General features: G+C 37.2%; 21 protein-coding genes. 7 read left to right on the top strand and 14 right to left on the bottom strand.

Annotated features, from left to right (window positions below; genetic code table 11):
* The first annotated feature begins 18 nt into the window (after positions 1-18).
* The gene (locus DHX103_RS11060) at positions 19-3,492 is read left to right on the top strand and encodes an AAA family ATPase (protein ID WP_422122339.1); all 3,474 of its coding nucleotides are present in this window, start codon (positions 19-21) and stop codon (positions 3,490-3,492) included.
* A 15-nt stretch (positions 3,493-3,507) separates the two neighbouring features.
* A complete protein-coding gene (locus tag DHX103_RS11055; protein ID WP_422122338.1) occupies positions 3,508-4,077 on the top strand; it encodes a GNAT family N-acetyltransferase in 570 nt (189 codons plus the stop codon).
* A gap of 441 nt (positions 4,078-4,518) precedes the next feature.
* Here DHX103_RS11055 and DHX103_RS11050 read toward each other — a convergent pair whose 3' ends face one another.
* The 13 genes from DHX103_RS11050 to DHX103_RS10990 all read right to left on the bottom strand — a co-directional run bounded on the left by DHX103_RS11050 (position 4,519) and on the right by DHX103_RS10990 (position 20,101).
* Positions 4,519-4,707 carry a hypothetical protein gene (locus DHX103_RS11050; protein ID WP_422122337.1) on the bottom strand — a complete coding sequence of 63 codons (189 nt, stop codon included), beginning with the start codon at positions 4,705-4,707 and terminating at the stop codon, positions 4,519-4,521.
* A gap of 15 nt (positions 4,708-4,722) precedes the next feature.
* Positions 4,723-5,811, bottom strand: a complete 1,089-nt coding sequence (locus DHX103_RS11045) for a serine/threonine-protein kinase (protein WP_422122336.1) — start codon at positions 5,809-5,811, stop codon at positions 4,723-4,725.
* On the bottom strand, positions 5,804-6,307 hold the full coding sequence (locus DHX103_RS11040; protein ID WP_422122335.1) for a hypothetical protein: 504 nt from the start codon (positions 6,305-6,307) through the stop codon (positions 5,804-5,806). Before DHX103_RS11040 ends, DHX103_RS11045 begins: the two co-directional genes overlap by 8 nt.
* A gap of 21 nt (positions 6,308-6,328) precedes the next feature.
* Entirely contained in the window at positions 6,329-7,558 is a 1,230-nt protein-coding gene (locus DHX103_RS11035; protein ID WP_422122334.1) for a restriction endonuclease subunit S, read from the bottom strand.
* The gene (locus DHX103_RS11030; protein ID WP_422122333.1) at positions 7,533-9,116 is read right to left on the bottom strand and encodes a type I restriction-modification system subunit M; all 1,584 of its coding nucleotides are present in this window, start codon (positions 9,114-9,116) and stop codon (positions 7,533-7,535) included. Before DHX103_RS11030 ends, DHX103_RS11035 begins: the two co-directional genes overlap by 26 nt.
* Positions 9,117-9,133: 17 nt before the next feature.
* The gene (locus DHX103_RS11025) at positions 9,134-11,893 is read right to left on the bottom strand and encodes a type I restriction endonuclease subunit R (protein ID WP_422122332.1); all 2,760 of its coding nucleotides are present in this window, start codon (positions 11,891-11,893) and stop codon (positions 9,134-9,136) included.
* 152 nt (positions 11,894-12,045) lie between these two features.
* Positions 12,046-12,465, bottom strand: a complete 420-nt coding sequence (locus tag DHX103_RS11020) for an SMI1/KNR4 family protein (protein WP_422122331.1) — start codon at positions 12,463-12,465, stop codon at positions 12,046-12,048.
* 18 nt (positions 12,466-12,483) lie between these two features.
* The gene (locus tag DHX103_RS11015) at positions 12,484-13,047 is read right to left on the bottom strand and encodes an HNH endonuclease (protein WP_422122330.1); all 564 of its coding nucleotides are present in this window, start codon (positions 13,045-13,047) and stop codon (positions 12,484-12,486) included.
* Positions 13,044-16,121: a helicase HerA domain-containing protein gene (locus tag DHX103_RS11010; RefSeq protein WP_422122329.1), complete on the bottom strand. Its 3,078-nt coding sequence runs from the start codon at positions 16,119-16,121 to the stop codon at positions 13,044-13,046. Before DHX103_RS11010 ends, DHX103_RS11015 begins: the two co-directional genes overlap by 4 nt.
* 17 nt (positions 16,122-16,138) lie before the next feature.
* Positions 16,139-16,591, bottom strand: coding sequence for a hypothetical protein (locus DHX103_RS11005; RefSeq protein WP_422122328.1), 453 nt, complete (start codon positions 16,589-16,591; stop codon positions 16,139-16,141).
* On the bottom strand, positions 16,519-16,965 hold the full coding sequence (locus DHX103_RS11000) for a hypothetical protein (RefSeq protein ID WP_422122327.1): 447 nt from the start codon (positions 16,963-16,965) through the stop codon (positions 16,519-16,521). Before DHX103_RS11000 ends, DHX103_RS11005 begins: the two co-directional genes overlap by 73 nt.
* Positions 16,962-19,217: a dynamin family protein gene (locus DHX103_RS10995; protein ID WP_422122326.1), complete on the bottom strand. Its 2,256-nt coding sequence runs from the start codon at positions 19,215-19,217 to the stop codon at positions 16,962-16,964. Before DHX103_RS10995 ends, DHX103_RS11000 begins: the two co-directional genes overlap by 4 nt.
* 8 nt (positions 19,218-19,225) lie before the next feature.
* Positions 19,226-20,101: a dynamin family protein gene (locus tag DHX103_RS10990; RefSeq protein WP_422122325.1), complete on the bottom strand. Its 876-nt coding sequence runs from the start codon at positions 20,099-20,101 to the stop codon at positions 19,226-19,228.
* Between the two features lie 361 nt (positions 20,102-20,462).
* Here DHX103_RS10990 and DHX103_RS10985 point away from each other — a divergent pair, with 361 nt between their 5' ends.
* From DHX103_RS10985 to DHX103_RS10975, 3 genes are all read left to right on the top strand, one after another.
* Entirely contained in the window at positions 20,463-20,951 is a 489-nt protein-coding gene (locus tag DHX103_RS10985; RefSeq protein ID WP_422122324.1) for a DUF2975 domain-containing protein, read from the top strand.
* A gap of 97 nt (positions 20,952-21,048) precedes the next feature.
* The gene (locus DHX103_RS10980; RefSeq protein WP_422122323.1) at positions 21,049-21,414 is read left to right on the top strand and encodes a PH domain-containing protein; all 366 of its coding nucleotides are present in this window, start codon (positions 21,049-21,051) and stop codon (positions 21,412-21,414) included.
* A gap of 237 nt (positions 21,415-21,651) precedes the next feature.
* Complete coding sequence (locus tag DHX103_RS10975; RefSeq protein WP_422122322.1) at positions 21,652-21,948, top strand: TIGR04104 family putative zinc finger protein; 297 nt, start codon at positions 21,652-21,654, stop codon at positions 21,946-21,948.
* Positions 21,949-22,291: 343 nt separating this feature from the next.
* Here the strand turns inward: DHX103_RS10975 and DHX103_RS10970 are convergent, their stop codons facing one another.
* Positions 22,292-23,509 carry a PLP-dependent aminotransferase family protein gene (locus DHX103_RS10970; RefSeq protein WP_422122321.1) on the bottom strand — a complete coding sequence of 406 codons (1,218 nt, stop codon included), beginning with the start codon at positions 23,507-23,509 and terminating at the stop codon, positions 22,292-22,294.
* 378 nt (positions 23,510-23,887) lie between these two features.
* Between DHX103_RS10970 and DHX103_RS10965 the strand changes: the two genes are divergently transcribed.
* Positions 23,888-24,169: a DUF4190 domain-containing protein gene (locus DHX103_RS10965; RefSeq protein WP_422122320.1), complete on the top strand. Its 282-nt coding sequence runs from the start codon at positions 23,888-23,890 to the stop codon at positions 24,167-24,169.
* 43 nt (positions 24,170-24,212) lie between these two features.
* On the top strand, positions 24,213-24,590 hold the full coding sequence (locus DHX103_RS10960) for a hypothetical protein (RefSeq protein ID WP_422122319.1): 378 nt from the start codon (positions 24,213-24,215) through the stop codon (positions 24,588-24,590).
* Positions 24,591-24,688 lie beyond the last annotated feature (98 nt).

Genomic DNA, 24,688 nt, shown 5'->3' with positions numbered 1-24,688 from the left:
TATATAAGGAGGAAAAAGATGCATAACTCTCTTTCAAAAAGTAATACCTCTTCTTTTTTAGCAAGAGATAACGAACTTAATAATTTGATTTCTAAATTCACTGACAGCAAGGAAAACAGAACTAATTTTTCATTAATTTTAGGTGATTCAGGACTAGGTAAAACTAGATTAATTCAAGAATTCTATCACTATTTATCTAAAAATGAAGATCCAGGCGATTTTTGGCCAGACGTACTTAATGACACTGTTCATACAATGACCATCTCTCCGGCGATTGAAACCTTCGACAAAGAAAGTAATAATAACATTCCGTGGTATTGGTTTGCCATAAGATGCACTAATAACGATGAAAGAAATAATGGTCAGCACATATCTCCTTTAAATCAGATTAGAAATCAAGTAAGACTGCAACTCCACGCAATTATTGAGGAACAAAAAAAGAAAACCCGCCAAAAATCCGCCTTAAAAAGCAGTCTAACACTAATTGCAAATTATGCTTTCCCTGGTTCTAGTGCAGTTTATGATGTTGTGGAGTCGGTTGTACAGAATATTGAAACTGGAATAGGCTCTGCTGATTCCATAAAAGATTTATGGAAATTTTCGAGAACAAAGACAAACAATAATATAAAAACAGTGGCTGAGAATGAGGAATATCAATCTTTAGTAAATCAAACATTAGATTTATTTAGTGTGCTCTTTCAACAGAAAGAAAGTGAAAGTATTCCTCTAGTATTAGTAGTTGACGATGCTCAATGGGCTGATAAATTAACATTAAAATTTCTTGAAGAGTTAGTAACCCGCGGGAATAATGAAGGATGGCCCGTATTAATAATTAGCACATGTTGGGAATCTAGTTTTAAAGAACAACTCCATAACTTTGAAGTGAACAATACGTCCTTCGCTTCACTTTACCATAAATTGTCAAAAAATAATTTTAATTACCAAGGTGATGTTTCTAAAATTGTATTAAGTCCGGTTCCTATTGATGCCATGACTACCATCATACGAAGTTATTTCCCTAAACTCAATGATGAAGCATGTGGCACCATCGCTGATCAATGTAGCGGTGACTTAGAATTATTAAAAGTTTTTATCGATAGACTAAATTCTATGCATGGATATTTTTCGAGTGATGGTGAACTAAAAGTTCCATTAAAAAAGCTTAAATTTAAGCAACATAAAAAGAAGGAAGTTTTTCGTGAAAGAATTCTTTCATTAGGAAAAGATTTTTCTATATTATTGGCGATTGGAAGCGCCCAAGGCATAAAATTTTCAAAAAGTTTCTTAGATTATTGCGCTACGCATTTTAACTTAGACTTAAAAGAATCAATACAGAATCAATTTACAACCTTTGAGACACCTTATAACATTACTCGTAATTCCAATTCACTCTACTTAGACGATATAGCTGAATACAAAAGAAGAATCTACTATGAAGTAAGTCGAGAAATATTAGATGATTCACCTTTCACTGAGGAACTAGAACAGCTATTATTACTCTTCTATCAAAACTCTTATGAAAACATGCTAGATTCTTTAGAAGATTTTTCGGATATTGAACATATGGAAGATTTATATTTCTTTTACGAAGAGTATATTAATCTTCTCACAAATTCAGAAACACTTAGTCAAACACAACTTTCACATTTAGAGCAATTGATAATACCTGTATTAAAAAGGTATTTAACCACTGGTTTATTTGAAGAATGTATTAACCGTGGTGAAAGTATTATCACGGCAAAGATAAATTCAAAAACAAAATCTAGAGTAATTAAATTTTTACTAGAAGCAGCCTTTCTTCTTGGCAGACCGGATGATGAAAAGAAATATTTAACATCATTCGAATTGCTTGAGATGCCTAACGACCCTGAATACCACTATTATAAATCTCGCTTTTTGCTTCGTAGTTCTGATTTAGATGGAGCTTATTTTCATGCGGAAAATGCCATCAATTTTAGTGCCGACAGCGAGAATTTACTTACCAAATTTTTATGTACCGAACAACTTATAAAAACAAACTTTTACCAGGGTAGATATGATGAAGGCTCTCAATTAATTGAACAAGTTAGAAGGGAGTTCTCTGATTTCTTAAATGAAAATCCGAAAAGAAATGCTTATTTCCACCATAATATAGCCCTCTTTGCACACAACTTCGAGAAAAACCAAGTAGTTGTAACACATTCCGTTCAAGCTAAAGAAATGTATTCTTCTTTAAATGATTTGTATAACTGTTATATTTCTTCAGTAAATCTTGCAGACGGTCTCATGAGTATCGGTAAATTAGAAGAGGCTAAAATGGAAATCGAAAGAACTTATGAAGCTACCAGTGATGGAAGATATCAGCATGCCCACAATATTGCTTCACTTTGTTATGCAAACATTTTAACACTTGAAAATAATCTCAGTGAGGCCTTTATTTACTACGAAAAAGGTATTAAAATTTCTAAAGAAATAAACCATGATTGGGATTTATTGTATGGACAAGCTTGGAGACTATACGCCCTTTCCGAGTTTGGAGACCCTACAAGTTTTAACAGCTTACAAGAACTTTATAATGAAGCAACAAAAACCGGTTACTCTTACATTGTATCTTTGATAAAAGTCTTCATTTTATCTGTTTCTTATAAATTCCAAATCGATACGAAAGATATAGATATTACTGATATTAATATCAATGAAACTCCTGGTCTATATTCTTTAGCTGCATCGATTAAAGTTTTGAAAAACGAGTTACAAATAGATATAGAACAGATAACTAATACATTAATAGCTTGTGAGGGTTTGAAATTCGGCCATGAAATTATCAAAGACTTTAAAGAAATTCATGCCGTTTCCTTCTCGCCGGAGTTAGAAATCAGCTTTACTGAATGGATCACTCATTATATTAATCCTGTTTTAGAAAAAAAAGAAAACATTGATTTTAGAAAAATTGAATCTGATAATCAAACTAAAATTACTTCTTGTAATTTACAATGCGAAGCTATGTGTTGTTATGATGGAGTTTTTCTTCATGATGAAGAAGAAAATAAAATAAAAAATTTAATTAACGAGTACCCAACTATCTTTCCGAAAGATGCTGACGAATATATTGTGGATGGTAATTGGAACAATATAGTTACTGGAAGAAAAACTGCAACCGTTGAAAAAAATTATCTTTCTAAAGATTATCCAAAACATTTTACAAGCACAAGATGTGTATTTTCTGACCCGCAAGGGTTATGTACTTTACAATTAATCGCTACTAAAGAAGAAAAACATCCATGGGCATATAAACCAAAGGCTTGTTGGATGCACCCCTTGCAGATAGAAGGCGACAAGATAATAGGACCTCCGGAAAGCACAGAATCAGATGAAGACTTTGTAGATGAAAATTACCCTGGTTATATTTCTTATACAAAATGCGGTCAGGCATGTTCAACTGGAACCGTATGGTATAAACAGTTGAAACAAGAAATCTTATATGCGCAGTTATTACAAAAGCAAAAGATTTGAATTGAGGTGTTAACCATGTTTGATTATGAAATCAGAATGGTGTTGCCAAGAGACTTGGCGGATATAACAAAAATTCTAAATACTTCCTTGTCCTTCGGGCTGGCCACGACAAGCAGACTAGTACAAAAAGTAAATTCTCCTTTGAGTCTTAGTATGATTAAAGACGGAAGTGTTATTGCTTATATCTCAGCAAAGGAACTTAGGGATCTTGAAAAAGAATTTTTGTTTCATGAAGACATTATTGAAGTAGTGAAAACTAAATTTGAGGTTAATAAAAGTATTATAGTCACTCATATAGTAGTAGATGAACAGTACAGAAATCAAGGATTGGGTAGTATTCTGCTAGAAACTTTATTATCTAATTCTAAGTTCCATAACTATTTTACTGTTGGGTGGGAGAAGCGTTCTTCTAAAAAGTGGGATGCTGAGAAGATATTCAAAAAAGAAGGCTTTGAAATTATATTTTATAAGGAGAATTACTGGCTTCGTGATAGTCTCCTTAATGATTACTCTTGTCCATATTGCAATACAGGATGTTTATGTTCTGCAAAGATATGTTTTAAACCTTCAAATATTAAAACTTAATGATTAAGCGGTCACCATTAATAACTGGTGACTGCTTTTCAAACTAATTTTATCTTCTAAGAAACAGGGAGTATGGAAGAGGTTCTTTTCATTCCGCTAATTGTCCATTAAGTATGGTAGCGTTTGAATAATATGGAGGGATTCAGTTGGATTCCTATTTAGATATTTGATTTTAAAAAATAATTCAAGACTTCAGTATAATTCTGAACAATTATGGCTTTTTTGCATTTCCAATATTAATGTAAAAGAAATCCGCTCTATTGTTAAATAGGCGGATTTCTTATGCAGGTTTATTGTATAACTTGAATTGTGTTTGACACAGGGAGGCGATTTTAACTAGAGAAGCCCAAAATGGATCGAAAGTAGCCATTCAGAAGTAGTTCATAATTAAATTGCGTTGTGACTCAATTTTCAGTTGCGAAACACAACCCATTCAATCTTTTACTCAAACTTTTTCGATTTATCAATAGCTTTAAATTCACCATAGCCATTTTCAAAGTTAATGATCTCTAAATTCCCTCGAAGATCAACAACATCTTTAGTTCTCAAGTAGTCGTGAAGTGATTTATAAGCATTAGGATTAGCTGCATGATGTCTAGACATTGTATTATCGTATTTATATTTCAACATCTTTAACCCTCTCCTTCAAGAATACTCTTCTATCATCTTCTCTATATGTTTAAGTGCATCTTTAAATTTCAAAAACTCTTTTTTTACTTTTAATAAATTTTGAGTTCCCTTACTATTTTTAACATATTTTTGACCATAAGTCAAAAAAACACCATCTTTTTCTTTTAAATTTAATGAGATAATATTGCTTGTTCGATTATGTTTCCATACGTACATTGTATTCTTATCTGTTTCGATTTCCATTTCCCAATCTAATCGATCGTCGATTTTACTTAATTCATTTATTACTTCTAGAACACTTTGATATCTCTGTTCAGGATTCACTTCTAACATTTTTTTTATAATTTTTCTTAATCTATTAGGTAAGTGCGGCAAGCTGTAATTTCTATCTGGAAAATTTCCGTTACGAATTCTCTGTGCCATTAAATCATTATCACCCTGTGTTTCTTGCCGTAATAGATCAAATTGTTTTTTAAACACTTCGTTTCCATAGGACATTCTATATAAAGTAAGACCAGATTGATAAATATCGTCTAACAAACTTCTCTCGCTTGTTTCAAAAGCTTGTGGAGAACTATGCATAATGTATCCAATTGGTTGTGTAATTGTGAACTTCTCATTTAGAAACTTTGATAAACCAAAATCTGTTATTACAGCCTTACCATTATTGTCTATTAAAATATTAGTAGGTTTTATATCTAAATGCACATAGCCTTTAATATGTATATACAAGAGCCCTGAAAGAAATTCTAAAGCATATTTAATGATTTCTCTAGCAGATATAATCCTATCATTAAGTTGACTTTCTATAGAACCGTTATAAAAGTGGGGCATTACAATATAGATGTTCTTTTCATCTTGAGAAGCGTATCGAATAGGCATTATGTTGGGATGGCTAACAGCATTTAAAATTTTTGCTTCTAGAAAATAATCATCAACATATTGCTTTTCTAATGACACTTTAGAAATTTCTTTTAAAACTACCATTTCTTCGATTTGCCTATCTCTTGCTAACCAAACTTCAGAATTTTTTCCTTCTAAGCCAATGCTTCTGACTTTTTCTATTTCTATTTTAGTGTCAAATCTATTATTTATTTCAATCAATTTTCTCAGCTCCCTCAGCTAAAGTCCGCGCAGCTAAACAAGTCAATAAACTTTCACGCTGATTTATCTTTTTCCCTGTAACTGACCAATCTAATTCAAATAAATCTATTTTACCCTTAGCACATAATTTAACGTCCGAAACATTTGTCTTAAGCATTGAAGCAATTGTCCCTAGCCCTCCCGCATAATACTCTATGATAGTACTATTTGAAAACAACTCTTGGATAACTCCTTCAATATTAGCTCTAAAGATATTAGTATTATCTGATATATTTTCAATCGTTCTTATACCGGCATAAATTACTTCGTTTTCACAAATAATTGAAAATATATTTGTCCTAATATATGACAGCAATCTTGGAATATCATCTTTCATTGAAACGGGAACCACTAAAGAACCCGAATAATAAGAAATCTCTCCGTTCTCTTTTTCTTCATTATCAAAAATAGTATAATGTACTTCTTTTGGCTCTACTCTGATACCAATTGATCTCATATTTTCTCTCTCCTAATAAGTTTATAAAAACATCCCCTGCATAAACCCTTTCTTCTGCTCCTCCAAAACCATTAACTTCTCTTGTTCTTTATCTAGTTTTGTATCGATTTGAGATAGGACTCTTACAATTTTTCTTTGTTCTTCACTGGACGGTATCAAGACTTTCATTTTCATCAATCCGGTTTTAGAAATATTAAATCTTGTTGAGCCTTGAGCTAATAAAGTAATTACAGCTCTATATATAGGAGATCGCAATAAATACGTTAGAAATTCGGCATTTATTAAATCACTAGTTAATCTTAATCCAAAACAGAAACTGTTTAAAAACACATTATTTTGATCGAATGCCCAATATGAAGCCATACCTACTTCATGAGGAGTTTCTGAAGAAGTTGTAAATAATATATCTCCTTGGCCCACTGCGTTTTGATTTTTCCCATCACTTAAATCGACTGATTGCAAACCATCGATAGAAGCCTTTAAATTATTAAATACATTAACATAAGTTACAAAAGATGCTTCTCCGTGACCAAAATCTTCTTTAGTCTTACCACTAAGACCTGTATAAGTAGTACCTAAATCGGCAAGAGCAGCTTCTTCCCACTCCGGAAACTCCCCCCCTCCCTCATCTTTAAACCGAAACTCCTGCGAGAAAATCTTCTGCATCATAACCTTTTTAAACTGCTCCAACTTCTCAACTTTCTCTTGCTGCTTTTCAACCTTCTTCTCTACTAGTGTAAAGAAGGTTGCGATTTTCTTTTGTTCTTGTATAGAAGGTACAGTAAATTCAATCGATGCTAGTTTTTCTAGATTAAGGTTACTTTGAGCTATGCCTTCAGACATTTTCTGCAGTTTAGGATTTATAAACTCGAAATACTTTTTAATAAAAACCACTTCTGATTTTGTAGAATCTGGAGTAAATCCTATAATACTATCTGGAAAACAAGCTTCAATATCTAGTATTGTAGTTTCTGCAATGTTTGCGGCAATCGTTATACATAAAGTTCCCTTTGGCCACAGCTTACTTTGTTTTAAGCCAAATTCTGAATAGGCTTGAGAATAGTTTTTCAGATAAAGTCCAGCATGTTTTATATCAGAGGTTTGCACAAACGGGTATTCGGTTCCATAAAGTCGAGCATCATTCCTAGGACGATGTTTAGACTTACCTCGTCCAATGATGCCTAAGTCTTTAATTGTGTTGGATTCCCACTCCCCATCAAACCCATCAAATCTCAACTGAGGTACGTTCACCTAAACCAACCCCCAATTCCTTAAAATACTCCTCAAGCTCCCGGTCAATCTCCTCGATTTCCTGGTCGATCTCCTTCAGCCTCACCTGCACCGCTTCCAGATCCACCGGTTCTTCTTCGACAAACGTATCGACATAGCGCGGAATATTCAGGTTATAGTCGTTTTCTTTGATTTCTTCCAGCGTCGCCGCATAGGAATACTTATCGATCGTTTCGCGTGATTTATACGTATCGACGATTTTGTCGACGTTTTCGTCCGTCAGGTTGTTCTGGTTCTTGCCTTTTTCGAAGTCGTTCGACGCATCTATGAAAATCACATTGGCATCCGCTTTGCGGGTCTTCTTGAAGACCAGTACGCACGTCGGAATAGACGTGCCGAAAAAGACGTTGGCCGGCAAGCCGATGACTGCATCCAGATAATTCTTTTCTTCGATCAGGAATTTACGGATAACCCCTTCGGCCGCTCCGCGGAATAAAACACCATGCGGCAAGACCACTGCCATCGTGCCGTTATCATCCAGTTGATGTATCATGTGCTGTACAAAAGCGAAATCGGCTTTCGATTTTGGTGCCAGTTTGCCGTAATCGCTGAAACGTTCGTCATCCAGGTATTTAGCGTCCGCGCTCCAGTTAGCGGAGTATGGCGGATTGGCAACAACCGCTTCAAAACGCATATCGACATGCTTCGGATTTTCCAACGTGTCTTCGTTCTGGATATCGAAATCTGTATAGCGAAGATCATGCAGCAGCATGTTCATGCGCGCCAAGTTGAATGTCGTTGTCGTCAATTCCTGTCCGTAAAACAAGCGGACATTGGATTCCTTTGAAACACGCAGCATCAAAGAACCCGAACCACAAGTCGGGTCATAGACATTCTTCAAATTCGGCTTTTCGTGTGTCACGATTTTCGCCAGGATTTTGGACACTTGCTGAGGCGTGTAGAACTCGCCCGCTTTTTTCCCTGCGTTGGCAGCGAATTGTGAAATCAAGTATTCGTAGGCATCGCCCAATACATCGATATCGACGTCATCGTGAAGGAACGGAATATCGTTGATGCTCAGCATAATTTTAGCAATCAGTTTCGAGCGTGATTTCACGTCACGGCCCAGTTTCGTTGAAGTCAGATCCATGTCATCAAACAGATGCTCGAAGTCCTGCTGGCTGTCTGTTCCAAGAGTAGATTCCTCAACCGCTTTAATCGCTTTATGAAGAAGCTCGACATCGAATTTGCCAAGTTCACCTTTAGGGATTTCTTTGATCATGGAAGAGAACAGAAAGTCTGGTTCGATGACAAAGCCGATTTCTGTAAGCAATACATCCACTAAGCCTTCACGGTATTCTTCGTCTTCCCACGCGTCTTCATATAAGATATTGTCTTCTTCCAGTAATTTTGCGATACGCGCTTCCGTCTTCTCGGACAAGTAACGGTAAAAAATCAACCCAAGGATATAGTTCTTGAAATCATAAGCTTCCATCTGGCCTCTTAAATCATTGGCCATCGTCCATAGCTTTTTATGCAGTTCAGCCTGTTGCTGGCGCTGTTTTTCTGAAGTTGTCATATCTTATTGCTCCTCTTTTATGAATACTTACGTACATTCGAATAAATGAAATCCTTCAATGCCTGCACGCGTTTTCGTTTTTCTTTGAACGGTGCTTTGATGGCATCGTTGATTTCCTGGTCAGGTGACACGCCGGTGAACTCATATTCTTTCATGAAATACTCCAGTTTGTCTTCCCCGACCTGCAATTGCTGCGACATCGCCTGGATTTCGTGTTTGCGGCGCTCACTTTCAAAGTCGCGGTATTTCTGATCGATGGAATCATCATTCGTTAGAGTCGGCGCGACGCCTTTCAGGAATTCCAATAACAGGTCGCGCTTCAAGCGCATTTCATCGCTTGAGGCTTCGTTGACTTCTTTGATGGCACGGCGCACGGCTGCGTCCCGCTCGTTTTTATTCTCAAAGTTCGTATTGCGCAAGAGCTCAAGAATGTAATCGACATTGATACGGTCAGTCTGCATCAATTCGATTTCGAAATCGATGTCGTTGATGACAGAGACTTTTTCTTTCTCGTTCTTATCTATTTCATATAGATTCAGATATTTGCTGCGGAAATCTTTATAGGTCTGCTCGCTGATGCCCATGTCGGAGGGATTGAAATCATACTCGACAAAGGTCTTCAATTTTGTCAGGACGCGCGTCAAATCACGGAATGCGATGACGAATTCTTTTTGCTTCGTCTCGCCTTCCAGGTCATCGACAGCATCCGGCGTAATAGCGATATCCAGCAGCTTATCCAATTGGTCTTTAAAATCCGCCAAATATTTATCGTAGCTCTTCATGAGCACCGTTTCTGTATCGGCGGTCTGAGAGAACAGGCGAACCGCGATATCAGTCGCTTCTTTCAGATTCCGGTAACAGACAATATTGCCGTACATCTTTTTCGCACCCTCAACGCGGTTAGTGCGTGAGTAAGCTTGGATCAAGCCGTGGTGCTGCAGATTGCGATCGACATATAGCGTGCTCAATGTTTTGGCGTCGAAACCCGTCAGGAACATATCGACGACAATTAATAAATCGATTTGAGCCGATTTCACTTTTTTCGAGACATCTGCAAAATACGACGAGAAGTTCTCCGTATTATGATTGGTGCCGAATTCTTTATTGAAGTCCTGCATGATGCGCTCCAGTGAATGGCGCGTATGCTCTTCGCCTTCGACACTTTCTTCGTTCGTGCCGAAACTGAAAATCGAGGTGATTTTCATGTCGGGATTGATCTTTTTGAACGCATCGTAATATTTGATTGCTGCCGGAATGCTTTCCGCCGTCAGCAAGCCGGTGTATTTTTTGCTATGGGTTTTATTCGGATGAATCTCGGCAATATGGTTGGCAATCATGTCGATGCGTGAATCCGCCATCCACAATTCCTGCTGGTCGATGCCAGGCACTTTCGTGACGTCATCAACGCCTTCTTTGCCTTTCATCGTGCTGATGTATTCTACCGAGAAACCGAGTACGTTGCCATCGTGAATCGCATCTTTGATGAGATATGTATGGAGACAATCCTGGAACAGGTCGGAAGTCGTGCGGCCGTCTTGTGATTTATTGTCGACGAAACGCGGTGTGCCGGTAAAACCGATATATTGCGCTCGTTTGAAGTGGCGTTTGATCAGCAGATTCATCTCGCCGAACTGGGAACGGTGGCATTCATCAATGACGAATACAACTTTCTCGTTTTCATACATCTTCATGACATCGCGGTAACGTTCTGTTTTGACCGCATGCGCCATCTTTTGAATCGTGGTGATAATCAGTTTTGTATCTACCTTTTCTAATTGGTCGACCAAAACTCGAGTTTTGGTTGTTCGGTCGACAGAGTCTTTCTCGAATTTATTGAACTCCTCCATCGTCTGGGAATCCAGGTCCTTTCGGTCGACGAGGAAAATTACTTTCTTAATATCTTCCTGCTGCGCCAACAGCTCACTCGCTTTGAACGACGTCAGCGTTTTCCCGCTCCCCGTCGTATGCCAGACATAACCGTTCTCTTCTTTCTGGATTGTCTGATGCAGAATGCGTTCAACAGCGTAAATCTGGTAAGGGCGCATAACCATCAGGTGCTTATCGGTTTCGTTGATAATCATGTATTTCGAAAGGACGTTCTGCAGCATCACCGGTTCCAGGAACGAAGCGGTGAATTCGTCGAGTTTCGTAATGCGTTTATTGGCATCGTCCGACCAGAAAAACATCAGGCTCTTCATCGGCTCACGGTCGGAGTTCGCGAAATACTTCGTATCCACGCCGTTCGACACGACAAAAACCTGCAGGAAATTAAATAAGCCACCGTAGGAATCTTTCCGGTAGCGCATGATTTGGTTATAAGCTTCCGCATAATGAAGGCCGCGTTTTTTCAGTTCAATCTGTACGAGTGGCAAACCGTTGATGAGCAGCGTCACGTCATATCGGTTTGTATAGCGACCGATGACGGTTGTTTGATGGGTCACTTGGAGTTTATTGTTATCGTAGTTTTGCGTATCAAACAGCAGCACATAAAGCGTGCTGTCATCATCACGTGAAATGATTTCTTTTTGACGGAGAATCTTCGCGGACTCAAATACACTTTTTCCTTCTATCTTAAGGAGCAAGCGTTCAAATTCTTTATCGGATAAAGGCTGCCCGTTTAATCTCTCTGAGTTCAGCCGATTGATTTGTTTCCGGAAATTAGCCTGAAGCTCCTGGATTGAAGGAATGGAAACCCGCTCAAATCCCTGGCTCACGAGCTGAGCAATCATCTCGTTCTCCAATTGCGCTTCAGACTGCGTGCTTGTTTGGTGCACCATACGATTTCCCCCTCTTATGGCAGTCAGTCTATTTAGATAATTTTACCACATGGGAGCTATTGTGTAACTGCTTCGAAAGGCTTTCTAAGCCTAAAGAAAAAGAAATAGAAAAAGCGAATTCGTGTGAATTCGCTTTTCCTTGCAAACCTTAATTAATCAATACTGTAAAGTTGATTCAAAAAATCTTCGAAAGAAGATGCTACTTTCTCTGTCTGTTGTTCTTCAAGATTCCAAAAAACAATAGATGGTTCTTCCAATAATGGATCATAAAAGAAACATACATAATTGCCGAATTGATCTATAATAAATGGAAAAACATCGCTCGGTAATTGCTTATATAAAACTTTGTAGGTTTCCCAAACATTATCTTGATGATCAGGATCAAATGATAATAAAGATTTAGCAACACGTTCTTTATTTTCTTCAGAATCAAATACATTCGGCCTTGGACGTCCGTTATTATATTCTTTAACAACTTCTAGATATTTACCAGGAAATACTATTTGATGTTTGTTCTCAAAATCTTTAACTAAATCCATATTTTTTAATGGTTTCGACAATATCCATTTCATAAATAACTCCGCCTCCTATCAACGATTCTCACTTCCGCCACCCCAAATGGATCGGCCTCCTGTATGACCACTTTGAGCGTGAACCATTGAATCAACTAATTGCAGCTGTCCTGCGTCTTCTGAATGATGCCAAGTATATCCATCGGGAGTATCATTAAACTCAATTTGTTCCAATTGCTCAGCCGTAAATTTATCGCCCATTTCCGGATTATTCTCGATTGCTTCTTTTAGCTGGCTATTTGCTTCTTTAAAATGTTTAGCATCAGATTGTTCATACTGAGGTTTATCTAAATGTGCATCAAATGCAGAATCAAAAACTGGAAAAACCCCTTCTTTTATTTCTCCATCTGACATTTCAACTTCTTTTCTAATATATTCGATAGAGGTTTTATCATGCTCAGATCCTTCAAATCTTTCATTAATGCACGAAATTACGTTTGCAGCCTTCTTTTCAGTGATGTCACTTGGTGAATTGATAACCTCATGCAAACTTGACGGAACATTAACAAAATCTTGCGATTCCTTATTTCCTATTAGTCCTTCAGGCTGAGTATCCATTACTGCTACAAATGCTTCAATCATACGATAACTCCCTGCTTTTTATTCTCAAACCATCTAAAATAAAAGGGTTTGAAGGATGGTTGGATTGCACAATAATGAATTAGCAGTAATTCTTGTATTATGTCTTTATACGTAGAAGAATCTACGTATATCGTTAAAGCTTTTTGGAAGCGCGAATCAAACTCTTCCAAAGTTGGAGCAGTTTGAGAATAGGGAAGTATTTCTTGGATTGGTGCATAACTATTAATCACTTCTCCAAGAGCAGCTTCATTTCCTCGTTGCATTATAGTTAAAGGAAGATCGTTTGTAACTTCTTCTACTAATTGCATACGATTTACTCCATGCAGTTTTGTATTAGTTTCCAAAACTCGTATAAATGTTTGTTTATCTATGTTTCCTGACAAAATTGCTTCGATAATGTATGAAGCATTTTCTCTGCGTTCTCTTAATGCGTTTTTTATATTAAACGAGTAGACAAACTTTTTAGCATCATCAAATGACGGTACTTGGCATAACACTGGTTCGAGCCAGTTATTTTGATATACAACCGCTACCCCTGTTTCAAGCTTCGAAATTTCTTTTAGTTGTTCCTCGTTTAAACCAGCAGAAGCTCCGACTAACGTTCGATCAGCTGCATCAGGAAGACGCATGATAATTTTGGTATTGGTATTTCGGATAGCAGAAGGATCCAGTAAATTTGGCGATTGATCGGCGATGATGAATCCTTCACCGTAAGTCCGCATTTCTGCAATTCCATTTGTTATCATTTCTACAGATTTCCCTTGCAGATTACTGCCTTCTGCTGTCTGAACATCCGATGTACGACGCAGTAAATGATGCGCTTCTTCTAGCACCGTAACATGTTTTAGAGGGACATTCATCCCATCTGCAGAAGCCATTCGGTGTTCTTGCAAACGCATAAATAGGATCCCCATTACTAATGACTTTGTTTCAACAGAACCTATTAAGCTTAAATCGATAATACAGTTTTCATCAAAGAGTATTTCATTATCAATTTCATCTTCTACAAACACATTACTTAACAACCCTGTCATCAATGATTTCACACGCGTTACGAGTGCTCCAACATAATTACTTTTCACTTCTTCTGAATAGCCAGATTTTTCGATGACATTTGGTAATACTTGAACAAGCTGTTGCATGGTTGGGTATTGGGCTATGCGGTTAAAATTGATAGACGCATCAAGTTTCCATCCACACTCGCGATATACTTCTTCTACCGCTTCACGCAATACTGCTGGCATTGCTGCGTACATCGGCCAGCAAGCATTGAAAATCTCGATTAATCTTTCGATATGTTCTAATACATGGATGTTGTCCGGGAAATAAAATGGATTAATTTTTAATAACGGCGTAAATTTCGGATTGGTTCCAAACACATGAACATTTGTATAGCCACCAAACACATTTTTATATTCACCTTTTGCAGGCTCAATGACTAAGAATTTCACATTCTCCTTTAGTAATTCATCAAGCATCTGATAAACTGTGTTTGATTTTCCTGACCCTGTTGATCCTGTTATAAAGGTATGCATTGCAAGGCTATTCACATCTAATTGAACAGGTGTTGAATCTTTTTCACCCATATAATAGATTGAACCTAAATTGATCGTAGCTTGCCCTACCTTGCTGGATAATATGGATACGTCACGACCAAATTCCGCCATCTCTACAACTGGTAAACCATTTATCGATTTTCTCGGCAATCCACAAGCAATTGATAACTCACGTGTGTTTACTAACGTACTACCAGTAGAAAACCGTACTCCTGCATGATTCACATGAAATTGTGGATGTTGTAACACTTTTAACGATTCGCGTAATGGCAAACTGTATATATGTCCGCTATTCCAAATATTAATAGCTGATCCTTCAATTGCTGATTCAGCTCCCCGAATAATCGCTTGATAATTTGCTGCTGCTATCGTCGCTGTTTGTTCATCATCAGCTAGAAAATACGTTGCGTAATGCCATAACCCTAAATCTGCTGCACTATTTAAACGATTTAAATGAGAATCGATTTTCTCTAATAACTCCGTAACGCGCTTATCTTCCATATGAACCTGAAGTGTTTTTGACGTACCGTCTGTTTTTGTTGAACCGGTTGTCATATTGCGATTGGTTGAATGGGTTGTCCCTCTTGTATCTGTTGTACCATCAGTATTCGAAAAAGCCTCTGAAGAAGTTTTTCCACTTGTCTTACTTGAATTACTGCTTTCATTTACACCAACACCGAAGGGGGTTACCGAGGCTCCCCTACTTTTTCCTTTAGTCTTTGATTCTGAAGTGCCTTCTGTTATTGTTTTTGAATAACTTTGTGTTTGACCTATGCTATCATTAATAGCTTCCGATAACCCTTCACTCATACCTTCTGTTAATGCAGCACTCTCATTTTCACCGACCGAATAATCAATTTTTTGGAATCGAGAAATTGCTGAATACATATTTTCGTATCCTTGACGGATAGTCGAAGCTTGTTGTGGTGAGACTGAATCCGCTAACACGATCATCGAGAATTTCTCGCCGTGCATCGCATTAATAAGTTTTTCTAATCCCTGGACGTATGTTTGCTTATCCGTATCTTTTAAGGCAGGTATTCCAGTTACACTTGCGACCGTTCTTCTCAGACGCTCCTTGTTTCCCATTGTGACTTTATCCATTAATTCGATATAGTCACTGTTACGGATTTTCTTTAACTTCGTTCCTGGAAAATTGCCTTTCATGCTTCTCATCAAACTCTCCTGAGCTACGGAAATTTGATCTGAACGTGTGCCAATGTAAAGTTCCACTTCATTTCCATCACTGTCTATAATCAAAAAAAGCGAATTATTTAAATTACCCAGCGCATTATAGACATTAACCAGTTTTTCGGCTATATCTTCTTTTTTATCATAAACTATTTTTTCAATTTGAAATAATCGAATTTGACGCGTCGTATTTTGAGTTGTAGCTTGATTATCAATACTCACAACTTTATAATCTGTTAGTTTATGTAAATACGTTTTTTCCATTAATTGAGCTGTATTGTTAAGAGCTGGCTCTACTTCCTGTTGCATTGCCACTAAATCGTTCATAAACATTTCTCCTATCGTTACTCAAAAGTTACAATCCCATTTATTGAACTGCTATCTATTTTTTTTGAACGTTCTTCGAGCTTCTTTTCTATATCTAAGTAACGGTGTTTAATTTTATCCATTTGAATTTCCATGTCCGCACTCTTCTCTTGCAAGTTATCATTCATCGCTTTTAGTGCTTGATTTTCTATTTTCAGATTATCGTTTTGTTCTTGCAACCCATTTATGTTGCTTACACGATTTTCTAATTCTTTAAGTTCTTCATTTGTTATATATTGTCCATCAGCCATTATACATAAGAAGTTTAACAATTTTGGAGATGGGACTGTGCCCCGTATAAGCATTTCATCAATTGCTTCTAATACTTTTTGAATGAACCTTTTTAAATTATTGTTTTCTAATTGTTTGAATTCGCCATTTTTATTAGAAGAATTATTAGAATTCCTATCGTGATCGCCACGATTCCCCATTTTATGGCCTGAGACTTTTTTGATTGATTATCCTCACTAGTAACTGTCGTTTTTGAGGAGATATCAGTAGATAGCTTCTTCTCTGAACCATAGATTTTTTCTCCTACATTTACTAAATGATTGAATCTTTCTTTTGAAAAATTCATTCGTAAATCTACTTGCAAATCCAAAAACTCGTCTTCCGTCCAAGGACTTGAGGATAACTCTTTCCCGTCATGTTCTTCCCAAACACCTATTTCTTTCTTCTCAATTTGTTGTAACGAAGATTTAATAGTATTTTGAGAATCTGATGGATCACTTATTAGGTATGCTTTTAAAATATTTTGAATACTTGTAATATCTTTTTCTTGGAGTGCTTGCTCTAATTTCATCATAATTGAATTCCCTCTTTCACTTTGAGTTCTAAAATACTATTTAATTTTTCAGTAAATTTTTCTAACCATTCTTTTTTCTGAGTATGTTCTTTTAATTGGGTTTCTAAATATTCCGATTGTAGAGCCAGTTCATTGATTTCTACCACACGTTGCTTCAATAATTTTTCTAAACGTTCTATTTCTGTAATGAAAAATTTTTGTAAACGGTGGAGTTCTTCTTTAGTGAACTGTTTAGCTTTTTCAATATTTTCACTCATTTCACTTTCAATAGGTAAAATAAATTCCTCTGCAAGAGATTCCATATTCACGTACTCTACTTCCTCATATTTATGCGTCACTATAGTTTTGGGTTTCCAAAACATAAACCACTTCCTACTTGTATTCTTAACTTTTGATGTTTCTACGATAACATCTTCACTAAAACTAAAGCGCACTAATAACTCTTCTGCATTTGATACATCCGCAATCAAAGCTTTATCCCAGTTTTTTAAGCTAATCGAACTGGTTTGAAAATCAGTAATATCTTTAATGTAAGCACTATACTCGTTAACATATCCTTCAGCAGTAGAACGCAATACTTCCCGAATTTCTACTTCTATATCTGTTAGTAAATCATTTTGTAAAGTTCGAATGTTTTTTTCAACACTCAACATTAAATGTTCAACTTCGACTTTCTTCATCTTTTCAACCCGTAATGTTTTAGTAGCATCTTGTAATTGTTTGATCATCTTTCTGTTGGTTGGAGCAAAAAACGTATCTACTTTTAAATCCATCCCTTGAATCTTTTCTTTAAAGTTTTTTGCTTTTTCTCCGCTTTCTAATTCCTCCGAAATCTTCCACATAACTTCTGCAATTATTTTACGTTGTCCTGAATCCTCTAAAATGACTTGCTCAAGTTTATTTTGCATATCCTCTTTTTCAACAATTCGTTGAAATGAATTAACTGCATTTGTGATTTTTGACGTAATGGCGTATTTTTCAAGGTACTCATTAATTGCCGCTTCAATACTCGTTATTCCAGAGTAATGAACTGCTTTTTCATCATCATCTTTCGCATTTTGAATTGCCTGTTCAATTGACTTTTTTAAAGATGGACTAAGAGGGGCATATTGCTGCAGATGCATAGACTCTTCTTCAATGAATAGTTCTTTGCCATAGTAATCTGCTTTCTCTGAACGCGTTAGCGTTAAACCGCTTTGACTTTTACGGATCACTTTTGCTACTTGTGCCGATACCGGATAGATATTTGGGTTCTCAATTCCTTGTTGATCTAAATATTCTGATACACTATCAATTGCGCCGCCGATGCTTTCCCCTTTTTCTGGATCGAATTCATCTGATTTGTTCATCGCAAAGATAAAACGGTCTTTCGATTGTTTACCACCAACTGCCATCGAATCAGCCACTGTTCGCAACAACGCTAAGTCATCGTCTGTACGTAATTGTGTTGCGTTTAACACATATAAAATCATCGGTTTATCATCACTTTTAATAACTGATAAAGTATGCTGACGATGAGTTTCATCAATTGAGTTATTAGGTCCTGGCGTATCTACCAATACTAAATTCATTTTTCCAGGCTTAATTTTGGGGATATTGCCTTCGATTTCTATTAAATGAATCTCAGGATCGTCATTAAATTCCGTAAAATGCTCCACTGAGGCATTAGCAATAGTTTTAAATATTTCACCATTTTGGTCATAAGCAATAGCAGAAAAGTTTTTAATAGAAGGATTATTTTTTATACGCGAGACCTTAGCCGTACATGCTTCATTTTTAGATGGCATAAGTTCTTTTCCTAGTAATGCATTAATTAATGTTGATTTCCCTGAACTCATTGTTGCAATTACCGCAATTTCAAATTCACTGTTTAATGCTCTTTGAAAGTTTGCTTCAATTCGGCTGTCTTTTAATTGCTCAAATGGGCCGTCCTTCATAATCTGTACCAGCTCTTCCAGCTCTGTAAATTTATCTTCAGCTTCCTCAACAGGCACATGGGTTAAAGAAATCCCATGATATCCATTTTTTACTTCTTGCAAATCTTCAAAATCTGGTAATGTGCCTGTAAAATATATCTCAAATGAATCCTCATTTAATTCTTCTACTAACATAGGAAATAAATTTTCTATCCAAACTTGCAATCGGTCATGCTTAAACTTTTCAAATTTCGTAGTTTCCATGAAATTTTCATCAGCAATCCATAATGTCGTTTCTACTTTGTAGGGATTATATGTCATATTTATCTTCATCATTGAACACCTCATAATAAGTTTATAATTGATTGAATTCCTGAATTATTCCACACTTCATTGTTCAGTGATGCACTTTTGGTATTTTCAAAGGAAGGCTTCTTCTCATTGATATTGTATTGGGCTAGATTTTTCTTTAATGTTTCTTCAAGCCGCCAATATGTCGAGGATTCTTTACGCGTTAAGGCAGTTTTAGACTGAATTTTCATTGCTAGCATTGCTGCTATTGAAGACACAAAATAGATTGAAGGTTTTTCAAATCCATTATTCTTGAGGTAATTTGTAACGTTTTCAGAGAAGTTATACAAATTTTCTTGTTCAGTGTCGTCTATCATATCTGCTTTGTTGACAATAAAAATAATTTTTTTCAAACCAACTTGTTCTCTTACAAAATGCAGAAGATTTCTGTCATCATCTACACCTAACTGAGTTGCATTGAGAACGTAAATAATAGAATGGTAGGATTTACTCAATGCTTTTTTCATCGTTTCTTCATGAGACTTAGTCATTGAGTTATTAGGACCTGGTGTATCAATAATTGCAAAGCCATTTTCTTTATGAGTGATTACTGGACCTTCAATAATAATTTCAGCAATCCTTTGATCCTGATTCCATTTCTCAATTTGACTCATAACTAATTTTTCGCGTTGAACTGGCTTCTTAATAGTGTTATTAAGAAATAAAAAATAATTGATATCAGGATTTCCATAATAAGAAAAATTTTTCGCAGTACAGGCACTAATTTTTGAAGGAAATAGTTCGAAGCCTATTATGCTGTTAATGAATGTCGATTTCCCTGAACTCATTGTGCCAACAATTACGTACTCATTTACACTTTTCTCATTTAAAATAATTGATTGCCCATAAATTGATTGCTTAGTTGCCAAATCTATTCCTTTCCGTACAGAAAATGAAAAAGTTATTCAAATTCCAAACTGTATATATTTTGATGACTTTTAATTACCCAAGACCAAATTCCAACCACTTTGTTAATTCCTTTGAATCTTAATACAATTAATTGATTACTTCCTAAACCATATTATGTTATTTTTTGGTCATATTTTACTAATCATTGTTACTTATAGATTAACATAATTTAACTTTTATATGTATATATTTATTCCAATAATTATAATAGGAGGAATTTTAAATTAATTCACTCTAATCATTGAATATCAATAATTATTTATTGATAAACAATAAATAACGTGCTATATTAAATCTACCTTAACCGAACGGAGTGATTCCATGAAACGCAGACATGCTTCAACGCTCTTTCTCAAAGCGGTGCTTTTACTGATTGCCGGTGTGGCGCTGGCGTTGTGTGTATTCGGTTTGCCGGGGATGGCTGCGATGGATGCCCAGCTGCATCCGGAAACCGCTTATCTGCAGTACCCGTTTTTGATAGCGGCTTACATCTTCTTCCTGCCGTTTTTTATTGCGCTGCATCAGACCTTCAGGCTGTTGACCTTCATCGACCGGGGCGAAGCGTTCTCGGATGTTGCGGTCAAGGGGCTGAAGACAATCAAGTATTGCGCTCTGACGATCATCGCGTTTATCGTACTGGGTGAAGGGGCGACGATTGCGCTGATCCGTGATGATGACATCACGCACATCATCACGATCGGCGTGCTCATCACGTTCGGCTCCAGTGTCATTGCAATTTTTGCCGGCCTGCTGCAAAAGCTGCTGAAGGATGCGATCCGGATGAAGTCGGAGAATGATTTGATTGTTTGAGTGATTAGACCTGCCGTTACGATTAATAAATTCTGCTCTTCCTCCCACTTCCAGGCTATGCCATACTGAAGGCAGAAACGAATAGGGGGAATTTTGAATGGCAGAATTAAGTGCAATGCTGGCGTGGACATTCACGCAGGAAATCGATGTGCCGAACTCGGTCAACGAGTTGCTGGTACCAGGGGAAGTGGCGCAAATCGCTTACAAGACGGTGCGCGACACAGCCGTCGTGACGAACAAGCGCCTCATCATTTCAGACAAACAGGGATTGACCGGTAAGAAAGTCGAAGTCTACACAATCCCCTTCAAATCGATCATCATGTACTCGTCGGAAAATGCTGGAACGTTCGACCTGAACACCGAGCTCGAGCTCTGGACGACGTTAGGCAGGTTCAAATTGAATCTGGCACGCAAAGTCGATATCCGCAAGCTGGATAAGATTATTGCGGAAGCGATTTTGTAACTCTATATAAAACAGCCCCTTCTTTTATAGATAACCCGTTCAGTTCACTGGTACAGAAGTTGAAATATCAAGCAAAATAACATCAAATTAGAACAACAATCAGCATCGCAATTAGGTGCTTTTTTCATTTTCAATAAGGATTTTTTTGGTAATTATGGTATGATAGCAGTAGGATAAGTACATATTCAGTATTCAACAAACGTAGCCAGTTTGTTGATGATCAAATAGTAATAGGGAGTGCTATTCATCCAAAAATGTCAAAACTGTAATGCACAATTTAGCTGGAGTAAAATCTATAAATCGTTCTGGTGGGGTTATAAACCTATTAAATGCAGTGAATGTGGCACGGTGCAGAAGATAACAATTCCTGGCAGGATTACATTCGTCTCGTTGACTATTTTACCAATGTTAATCTTTGCTAATTTCCTTTCGCCTTTTAATAACTTTATTGCAACACTTGCAACAGGAATACTTATTTTAATTATTGGTTCTTTATTGACCCCATTTTGTGTTACTTATAAAAAATCTTTGTGAAATAACGTACTTCAATTAACAGGTGCGTTAATGGAATAGTAAAAGTAAAAAAGGGCCTTATTGGTCCTTTTATTTATTGGGGTAGCCAAATGTATCATTGTGCTTTGACATACAAATTAACAGCAGTATTAACACATATATTAACGGAACTACAATAGTTATTGTATGGCTGTTAATTGGCCCGTTAATATCACATCTAAAGCAGTAGCTTTTGCATCCTAAAGGTTGTTGTATAGGCAAATAAAGAGAGTCCAATTCATATGCGAATTCGGACTCCTTTTGTGTGTTTAATTTAGTTTTTGTACCACTCAACTGAACGGGTTATTTTATGGTTGAAGCGGAATTATGTTGCCAACTCTTCCATCTTTTCATTCACCAGCTGGAATTCACGGTGCAATACTTCACCAATGCGTTTCATGCCTTCTTTGATCAGTTCCGGGTTTGAATTGGAGAAGTTCAATCGCATCGTGTTTGTTTGCGCGCCTCTAACGTAAAAAGGTGCACCGGGTACAAAAGCCACGTTATTTTCCAGACACTTCAGAGCGATGTCGCCGGCATTTACTGAGTCAGGAAGCTCTACCCAAATGAATAATCCGCCATCGGGCTTATTGCAGGAAATGTTTTCAGGGAAATATTCGGCGATACAGTCCAACATGGTTGCACATCTTTCCCGATAAACGGTTTTGATGTTTTCAATATGACTATCCAGATCGTACATTTCCATATATTTCGCTGTAATGCGCTGTGCAAGGCCGTCGGAATGCATATCAGCAGATTCCTTAAATCCTGCGTACTTTTCGAGTATATCTTTCTCTGCACAAATCCAGCCCAATCGCAGTCCAGGTGCAAATATTTTTGAAAAGCTGCTAAGGTAAATGACCCGTCCTTCCGTATCAAATTGTTTGATGGGCGGAATCGGGGGTCCTGAAAACCGGATGGCTCCGTATGGATTATCTTCCAAGATCAGCACATCAAACTGATTGGCGAGTTCAATCATCCGCTTTCTTCTTTGGAGTGAGAGTGTTCTGCCAGTCGGATTTTGAAAATCAGGAATCGTATAAATAAATTTAGCCTGTGGATTCTGCTGAAGGCATTTCTCCAACGCATCCATCTTCATACCGTCTTCATCCATTTCCACATCTACTATGTTTGCATGGTAGACGTTAAAGGCATTGATTGCCGCAAGATAAGTCGGACTTTCACAGATGACGGTATCCCCTTCGTCAAGAAATACTCTTCCAGTCAGATCAATGGCCTGCTGAGACCCTGATGTAATCATCACTTGCTGCAGATCTGTTTGAATTCCAATGGCATCCATTCTTTCCATTACCGCTTGTCGCAGCGGGATATACCCTTCCGTCGAACTGTATTGAAGAGACGCAGCCCCGTGATCCGTCAGGACCGCTTGGCTTGCTGCTTTCAATTCTTCAATAGGAAACAGTTCTGAGGCAGGAAGCCCGCCTGCAAACGAAATCAATTCAGGTCGTTCCGAAGAAGATAAGATTAAGCGCATTTCAGATGGTTCCAGCGCATTGGCTCTTCTTGCAAATTTATTCTGCATTCTAAAATCCCCCATCTAAAAGCCTTTTTAGGTACCCACTGCATTCATAAGAAAGCATTCTTTACTATTGCTTTGCAGTATTTGGGCATTGTGGAAATAGCATAATAATTTGCTATTCCTCCAATTGTACAGGCTTTTGATTTGAAATGAAAACACCCATGCATCCGCTTTTTGGACTGCTAATGCCTAATTCCAAATACTTCCTGCCATTTCGTCAATCGCCACTTTTTCTATTATATTATTCTTCGCATAGTTTTACGCTGCTGCTTGCCCCTTAGTTAAATGAATATTTAAAACATTTACATGGATATTTTTGGTATAATTAATGTATGAATTACCTTAAAAGGCAAGACATTCAAAGAGATGAGGAGGATTCAAATGAACGAAAGAACTGGAACCGACCCGCGATTGGTGACGAACAGCAAGGCTGTCATCACTTTGACGTTGGGTATCCTATCGATTCTGGTGCCGTTCCTGGGGTTGATTCTTGGAATTATTGGCATCGTGGTTTATTACAAAGCAAAAAATGAAATTGCATTAACCGGTGAAGGTGGACAAGGCTATGCGGTGTCCGGTTTGATTTGCAGTATTGTCGGACTTACCCTGCAGATTATCATGCTGCTTGGGATTATTGCATTTAATTCCCTAATGATGCTTTAAAGGAAAAACGGTTCGGTGAATTTGAATTTCGCGGGGGATGAATATGAAAAGAATTTTAATGACAGTGCTTATATTATTTATTGTAATGCTTGGTCTGCTTACATTAAGATTCGGCCCCGCTTTGACTCAGGAAGGAAATCCCCTGCCGATTCTATCTTCGATCATCGGGCTTGAACTTTCGGACAGTGACTATGAGCAGTTTGCTGAAGGCGAGACGCAGAATCGGTATGTCTCAAAGAATACGGGAGATTCCCGCTACGCTGTCATCGAGGAATTCATGAAAGAGCAGGGATGGAATTTTGTCGAGCAGCTGGGTGCCGGGCTGGTCTTTGAGAATGCTGAAGAAACTTTGGTAATCGAGACTAGGCAATTTTCGGAGCATTATGTTTTGTGGGATGTTCCAGGTGAGTTATTTAACTAAGTGGTCTTTTATAATCTAATCCGTTCAACCCTATTTAATTATTTCCAGGAGGACTACTTTAATTAGTGGGTCTCCTTACAACTTACTTAAAAGGAGAG

Origin of the sequence: Planococcus daihaiensis (assembly GCF_049262615.1) — a bacterium.
GTDB lineage: Bacteria > Bacillota > Bacilli > Bacillales_A > Planococcaceae > Planococcus.
Note: the sequence above shows the minus strand (reverse complement) of the source record. Positions and strands in the feature narration are given on the sequence as shown.